This window comes from Streptomyces sp. MMG1533, from assembly GCF_001279775.1.
In the GTDB taxonomy this organism is placed as follows: domain Bacteria; phylum Actinomycetota; class Actinomycetes; order Streptomycetales; family Streptomycetaceae; genus Streptomyces.
On the sequence record NZ_LGDG01000261.1, the window covers coordinates 23070 to 29873 of the forward strand.

Here is a 6804-nt window from a genome sequence, read left to right on the forward strand (position 1 = left end):
GCGGAACTGCCGCAGACATGGAACGGAGAAGCGCCCGGCGCGAGTGGAAGGCGCCGGGCGCTCGATCGGCGTGCGGCTGTGGCGGCCGAGTCCGTCACCCGGAGGAGGTCGAACACCGGTAGACGCTGCCTGGTTCGATCCGTCCGAGTGCCGGCCGCACCGAGTTCAGCACGAAGAGACGCTGCAGCCAGCGGTCTCGTCCGTCGTAGCGGGGGGTGAAGGCGCTTCGTCCGTGCACAGCGGTCGCGTTGTCGACGATGGCGAGGTCGCCGGGCCGCAGCACGAACTCCCGCCGTACCTTCTGCAGGGCTTCATGAAGGGCGTTGAACGCTGTTTCGGCAACGTCGTCGCACGGAGCCGTGTCGTCGAAATCCACGCACAGGGTGGGAGAACGCTCCGGTCCGTCGAGTACGGGTGCGGGCGGAAGGTAGACCTGTTCGCGCCCGTCGCGGCAGAAGGAGGGAGCGATCCTGGTGCGGAAGCGGGGTTCCCGCAGGATGGCGACCTGCTCATCCGTCAACAGCGGGAGCGCCTGGCGGATGGAGGACGTGATGGAGGCGGCCGAGCGGTCGTGATCCTCGCGCAGACAGAGAAGACCGATGAAGTCCGGGCGGTGCTCCAGGAAGGCGTTCTCGGTGTGCAGCTTGAAGTAGACGGACCCCGTGTTCTGTTGTTGGTCCTCCTCGCCGGGCACCGGGCAGACGTCCTGGATCAGCGCTCCGCGCTTCTCCTCCGCGTACGCGATGGGGTCTCCCAGCCGTGACATGACAAGGAGCAGCGCCGCCACGGAGGGAGTGCAGGTGTCGGCCACCGACTCGGGGGTGGCGGGGGTGGCGGGGAGCCGGGTCGTCACAGGGAGGTTGCGTAGCGTCAGGACGCCGTCCGGGTTACCGAACCTGCGGAAGTCCGACAGGGCGGCGAGGAGCCCCTCCGGCAGCAGACCGCTGCGCACATGGGCCGATTGGACGAGGGCGTTGTCCCCGTGTGTGTCGGCGGTTCGGCGCAGCTCGGCGAAGAGGGGCTCGATGCGCTCGATTTCGGATGGATCCAGCTCGTAGATGTCGGGAGCTGCCGGCAGCATCGTTTTTTTCTGCCTTTCGCGTTTCTTGCCGTGCCGTCATGTGTGGTTCGCCGCCGGTGTGCCGTCGAAGGGGATGATCAGCCGGTACTTCCCGCCGGCGGACTGCTCAGGCGGATCGGTGGCCCGTGCGACGGTGACGTGTTCGAGGTCGTAGGAGCCCATGAACCGGTGGATCTCCTCGCGAATGGCCTGCCACACCTTCTCGGGATCCGCCTGCTGGGCGGCCCGGACCCGCACGCTGAGGGCTGCGGGCCCGGTCTGCACCACCTGGGCGAGTTCCAGACCTGGTGCGCGATCCACCACACCGGCCAGGGCGATGGGCGCGACCTCGACGGCCTCACCGTTGCCGCCCTGGAAGGTGAGCGCCTCGCTCGCTCGGCCCTGGGCGCGGATGGCGGGAAAAGGGTTGCCGCACGGGCATGGGTCCGGCCGGGTGACGACCGAGTCGCCCAGGTCGTAGCGCAGGACGGGCTGGACACGGTTGGCGAGATTGGTGACCAGGACGGTGTGTGAGCGCTTGCCGGGCGGCACGGGGCGGTAGTCGGCGTCGACGGGTTCCAGGAACCCCCAGTCGGAATTGACGTGCAGCCAGTCCTCAGGGCAGCCGATGGCGGTGGACATGAATTCGCAGGCGCCGTAGCCGTTGCCGATCCGGGCCTGGAAGACCTGCCGGATTCGCTGGTAGCCGCTGTCCGTCAGACCCTCGGCGGCCAGGACGACAAGGCGCGGCCGGATCCGCAGACGTCCGGCTTCCTGTTCCCGGGCCAGGAGCGCGAGCTGGCCGGCGTAACCGATCAGCACATTGGGGCGGAACCGGTTGAGCTGCTCCACGAGTTCCGGCATCGGTGTGAAGACCGAGAGGACGCGCAGCAGGCCCCCTTCGCCCACGCTGCGGGCCACAGAACGGGGCAGCACGGTCGACGAGCCGAAGTGCCCGCCGGTGGCCAGGACCCAGGCGACTCGGCCTCCTCGCAGGGCGACCGCGGCGGCCTCGGTGGGAGGGAGCCAGGTGCCGAACGCGCGGAGGGCGAGGGCCCGGGTGACCGCGGAGACGGCCTTGTCGTACACGAAGATGCCGCGCACGCCGCTGCTGCCTGAGGTGGTTCCCACGCGGTACTTGCCCAGGAAGTCCGTACCGACGAGGGAAGGGTCGTCGATGAACGCGCGCACTCGATCGTGGGTCACCTCGGGGTCGGTGACCCAGTCGTCGAACCGGGCCATGAGCCGTTTCTTGTCGGTGACCGGCAGCGTCGTGATGTCGTCGACGTGCCAGGGCAGACCGCGGTAGAGCTCGCGATAGTACGGCGAATGCGCTCGGGCATGGGCTACCGCGGCGGCCAGTCTGCGGGACCGCCGGCGCTCCAGCGCCGACGGTCCCTCCTTCTTCGCTGCCCGTAAGTCACGGAGCAGACGAATGGTCTGACGCATGATCCGTCCTCCGTTGTGCTGGTGAGAGGGGTCAGTAGACGCCTTCGACGACAGGCTTGCCCGAGAACTCCTCGACAGGGTGGACGTCCGCGATGGCGTCGCTCACCTCGCTGGTGCGGTGCGGGACCCGGACGGCCGTGTCGCGTTCCAGATTGTTCGGCAGGAACATGCCCCTGCTGATGTGGTGTTGGAGCACCTGGCCGCGCTCCCCGTAGGGAACGGCCTTCCCGGTCTCCGAGTCGACGACGGAGAAGATGGTGAAGGGGGCCGGCGGATCGAAGACGGCGGGTGCGTCGGCTGCCGCATCCGCGCGTTCGACCATGCCACCGATGATCATCGTGCTGGCGTAGCCGCCCACCAACTTGGCTCCCGGGAAGATCTCGTTCTGGAAGCGATTGCGGGTGGCGGTGTCCATCTTCGTGCCGCCCCACCCGATGATCTGGGTCCGCTCATTGATCAGGTCGACGAGTCCGTCGCGGCGGCACAGTGCCTCCAGCAGGGGCGGGGTGCTGTACAGCACCGCGATCTCCTGGCTGCGCAGGATCCATTCCGCCTGATCCACGACGTGCTCCACGTAGAGGTCGACCTCTTCCAAGGCGCCGCGGGCGATGCAACGTTTCACCCAGCGGGGATCGAGGTCGAGCAGGAAGCAGACCGTGCCGAAACGGGATGCGGTGTCCCTGATCAGCGTGCCTGCCATGTGTGGATCGGTGGGTCCCATGCAGAGCCAGCCGCCCGCGCGGATCGGCCCGTGTTCCGCCAGGCCGGCGGCGTGCCAGTCGGTGGCCCGTTGCTGGGTCTCCGGCATCCAGATCACACGCTTGGGAGGCCCGGTCGTGCCCCCGCTCTCGCCGATGACGGGTTGCCCGGCCTCCGGGGGGTAGCCGCGAGGGATGAGATCGGTGACCTGCACGTCGCGCAGCTCGTCCACGATGTTCGGGAAAAGTCGCAGGTCATCGACGGTCGAGACGTCTTTGCGGGGATCGAAGTCCAAAGTCTGGGCCCGTGACAGCCAGAACGGACTCCCTGTGTCAGGGCCGAAGTGCCACTCCATCGCTTCCCGTATGAGTTCAGAAGCGTTTGGAGGATCGTTCCAAGCTACGTCCAGAGGGCTGTCGGGGGTGTTCCCGCTGCGCCTGGCCGGAAGGGGTGAGGCCACCTTCTCTGCTCCTCTCGCGTCTTGCGTTTCCGCCGACGCTTCGGCCTGGGGCGCAGCACTCGGCACGTGGTGGGGGGACCAGAGCGTCGTGGGGCGGTTGCACCCGGGGCAGGCCGAACCTGCGTGGCTGTGACGGAGGTTCACGATGCACGTTGTGTGTCGAACAACCAGCAGAGCGGATGATGATGTGCTGTGGCAACCGCTGTAGCGAAGGTTGGCCGGATTGGTCTTCATCGCTTCCGGGGGCTCTTGCCAACCAGCGGGGACGTTCTGTACGCATGTGTCGTCGGGATCTGATCGTGTGGGTGTGGCGCGAGGTACCTCTTGCGAACGGTGACGCCAGGCCACAAGTTGGTTGAGGGGTTATGGGAGACGGCGAACAGGGTCAGCAGGACGGTCGCCCCATCCTGAAGAAGTTCGATCAGCGTCTCAACAGGCTGATCCAGGCTCTGTATCCGGACGAACGGACGCGTCCCGGCTTCGCCCGTCTTGCGGCGGAAATCCGGGAGGCGACAGGAGGGAGTATCTCGGCAACCTACCTGTGGGAACTTTCGACCGGCAAGAAGCGCAATGTGACGTTGGAGCAGTTGGACGTGCTGGCCGAGTTCTTCGGCGTCCCGCCGGGGTATTTCCTGGACGACGAAGTCGCTGAGCGAGTGAGTGAGCAGCTCTCCATGGCGGCCGCATTGAGCGACGTCAAGGTACGTGACCTGGCGCTCCGATCGGCAGGACTGTCCTCGGTGAGTCTCGATGCGATCCTGGCCATAGTCGACGAGGTGCGAAAGGTGCAGAACCTGCCGGAAGTCCAACGGCCGGATTCAGACGATCGCACAGGTTGAGGAAAGGGAGATGCCTTAGCCTCCAGGGCGGGTGTTGCTTGGTGTGCGCTTTACCTCTCGACCACGAGACGAAGAAGGGGACATGGAGCAGGAGGATGCTTCGCTGCGGGAAGACTGCATGAAAGCGCTACGCGGAATCGATTTGCCGCGTCCGTTCACTGTGGAAGCCTTCTGTAGTCAACTGGCACAACAGCGGAACAGACCGCTCCATCTACGTCCCGGACCGACCAGGTCGGCGTTTGCCGGAATTTGTGGCGTTTGGATCGCCACCGCAGGCGAGGACTACATCTTCTACGAGGCGCAGACTTCCCGCCTGCACCAAGAGCACATCATCCTGCATGAGGTCGGGCATATGCTTCTTGAGCATCGCATACACGATGAAGATGCCCGCCATGAGGGTATGGGGAGCGTGGAAGCCCTGCTGCCGGACTTGCGTCCGCGGAGCATTCGCCGGTTCTTCGGGCGGACCGACTACACGACGTGGCAGGAGCGGGAAGCCGAGATGTTGGCCAGCCTCATAGGCGTCCAGGCGCGCCGACTGCGTACCCGAAAGTCCTCGGAAGCTCTGGTAAAGCTTGGAACGGCTTTCGGCTTAGGGCTCCCGGATGTCGACTGAACTGGCACGTTTCGGAAGTGCACTGGCGATACCTGCCGTGACGGGTCTTTGGCTGGCCGCACTGATCCGCGGCCCGTCGGTGGTCAACTCCAGACAGCAGCGCGGACTCTGGTTGGCTGTTGTGTCGGCGGCCGCGGCGATGACACTCGACTTACCTGCCGTCGTGAACTTCGTGGTCCGAGACGGTGCGTCCGGGCACGCGGTGTCCCTGACGAGGAACTGCATCGGCGTGGTGTCGGCCGGTGCAGTTCTCTATTTTGTGGCTTCCACTACCGGGCGACATCGGTTACGGATCATGGCGGTGGCGGCGGCCGTCGTTTACCCGGGTCTGCTCGTAGCACTCGACGGGATGACCCCACCCCATGGGCAGCACGTCCTCCTGGCACACGGACGATCGAGCCCCGGCATCCTCTACTGGTTGGCTCTCATCACTGCCCACTTGCTCGCGGATTCCGTGTGCACCTTTGTGTGCTGGCGCTACGCCAGACAGGCCGGGAGAACCCTCTCTGCCAGCCTCCTGGTCTTCGGAGCCGGAACAGCTTTTGCCGGACTGTTCTGGCTTGTGCTCCTGACCGAGGTCGTACTCGACAACCGTTGGGGATCGGCGTTTTCCCCGCTCCTGATGAGTCTTCACGGACTGCTGAGAGCTGCCGCCCTTCTCGTACCGTCATTCGCGTCGCTCCTCAGGACGGGGCAGGACTGCGTCGTCGCCTGGCGGCTTTGGCCGCTGTGGCACGAACTGGTGAAAGCGGTCCCCAACGTGGCTCTGTCCACACCCCAAGGGAGACTGGAGGAACTGATCCGGCCTGCCGTCCCGCGAAGTCTGCTCGTCTACCGCAGGGTGATCGAAATTCGTGACGCGATGCTCGTCCTGGGGGACTACGCCGGTTACTGCGACCCATCCGAACTCCGGACCGGCTCCCCGGTGGATCGTGACTCGCCAACGGTCGAACAGCAGGCATCGGCTCTGGCGAACCTCATCAGAGACGCATGTCAGGCCAAAGTGAACAGGAAGCCATTACTGCGCAACTCCTTCCGCCTCGGAACATTGGGCAGCTGTGATCTCGACGAAGAGAAGCGGTTCCTTCTCGAAGTCGCGCATGCGTATGCAAAATTCCCTGCTCATACAAACCCGGGGGTCCGGATTCGGACATCCGGTGCTGGGGGCCCACACGACTGACGGGGCTCTGTCCCGAAGGTTGCTTTCTCACTGACATCCTCATCTGGAGGCACGATGAAAGCAGAAGGGAAGAAGGTGCTGCTCGCGGCACCGCGAGGCTTTTGCGCAGGAGTGGTTCGCGCCATTCATGCCGTCGAGAAGGCCCTGGAGAAGTACGGCGCTCCGGTCTACGTCCGGCACGAGATCGTGCACAACAAGTACGTCGTGCAGACCCTGGAGAAGAAGGGTGCTGTCTTCGTCGAACGCACGGAGGAGGTGCCGCCGGGCAACATCGTGATGTTCTCCGCGCACGGCGTCGCCCCCGTCGTGCACGAGGAGGCCGCGCGCGGCCGGCTCAAGGCCATCGACGCGACCTGCCCGCTGGTCACCAAGGTCCACAAGGAAGCCGTCCGCTTCGCCGAGGAGGACTACGACATCCTCCTGATCGGGCACGAGGGCCACGAGGAGGTCATCGGCACCTCCGGCGAGGCCCCCGACCACATCCAGCTCGTCGACGGCCCC

General features: G+C 65.6%; 6 protein-coding genes and 1 pseudogene (1 of these 7 cut by a window edge). 4 read left to right on the forward strand and 3 right to left on the reverse strand.

Translation table 11 applies throughout. The features are described from left to right. Positions 1-94: 94 nt before the first annotated feature. From ADK57_RS39210 to ADK57_RS39220, 3 genes are read right to left on the reverse strand one after another with little or no spacing between them, the layout of a single operon-like run. Complete coding sequence (locus tag ADK57_RS39210) at positions 95-1081, reverse strand: TauD/TfdA family dioxygenase (RefSeq protein ID WP_053754488.1); 987 nt, start codon at positions 1079-1081, stop codon at positions 95-97. Positions 1082-1117: 36 nt separating this feature from the next. Next, positions 1118-2509: a phenylacetate--CoA ligase family protein gene (locus ADK57_RS39215; RefSeq protein WP_053754489.1), complete on the reverse strand. Its 1392-nt coding sequence runs from the start codon at positions 2507-2509 to the stop codon at positions 1118-1120. A gap of 31 nt (positions 2510-2540) precedes the next feature. After that, the gene (locus ADK57_RS39220) at positions 2541-3503 is read right to left on the reverse strand and encodes an AMP-binding protein (protein ID WP_234390549.1); all 963 of its coding nucleotides are present in this window, start codon (positions 3501-3503) and stop codon (positions 2541-2543) included. A gap of 530 nt (positions 3504-4033) precedes the next feature. Here ADK57_RS39220 and ADK57_RS39225 point away from each other — a divergent pair. From ADK57_RS39225 to ispH, 4 genes and pseudogenes are all read left to right on the forward strand, one after another. After that, on the forward strand, positions 4034-4507 hold the full coding sequence (locus ADK57_RS39225) for a hypothetical protein (RefSeq protein WP_053754490.1): 474 nt from the start codon (positions 4034-4036) through the stop codon (positions 4505-4507). Positions 4508-4589: 82 nt separating this feature from the next. After that, complete coding sequence (locus ADK57_RS39230; RefSeq protein ID WP_053754491.1) at positions 4590-5123, forward strand: hypothetical protein; 534 nt, start codon at positions 4590-4592, stop codon at positions 5121-5123. Continuing rightward, positions 5113-6303: an MAB_1171c family putative transporter gene (locus tag ADK57_RS50265; RefSeq protein WP_159050224.1), complete on the forward strand. Its 1191-nt coding sequence runs from the start codon at positions 5113-5115 to the stop codon at positions 6301-6303. The genes ADK57_RS39230 and ADK57_RS50265 overlap by 11 nt, the downstream gene beginning before the upstream one ends. Before the next feature lie 54 nt (positions 6304-6357). Beyond that, positions 6358-6804: pseudogene (gene ispH, locus ADK57_RS39235) on the forward strand (4-hydroxy-3-methylbut-2-enyl diphosphate reductase) (it continues 356 nt past the right edge of the window).

Bases quoted from the DNA above. Each gene is read 5' to 3' on its own strand.
- ADK57_RS39225 (WP_053754490.1), top strand. From the start codon at position 4,034: ATGGGAGACGGCGAACAGGGTCAGCAGGACGGTCGCCCCATCCTGAAG.
- ADK57_RS39215 (WP_053754489.1), bottom strand. From the start codon at position 2,509: ATGCGTCAGACCATTCGTCTGCTCCGTGACTTACGGGCAGCGAAGAAG.
- ADK57_RS39230 (WP_053754491.1), top strand. From the start codon at position 4,590: ATGGAGCAGGAGGATGCTTCGCTGCGGGAAGACTGCATGAAAGCGCTA.
- ADK57_RS50265 (WP_159050224.1), top strand. From the start codon at position 5,113: ATGTCGACTGAACTGGCACGTTTCGGAAGTGCACTGGCGATACCTGCC.
- ADK57_RS39210 (WP_053754488.1), bottom strand. From the start codon at position 1,081: ATGCTGCCGGCAGCTCCCGACATCTACGAGCTGGATCCATCCGAAATC.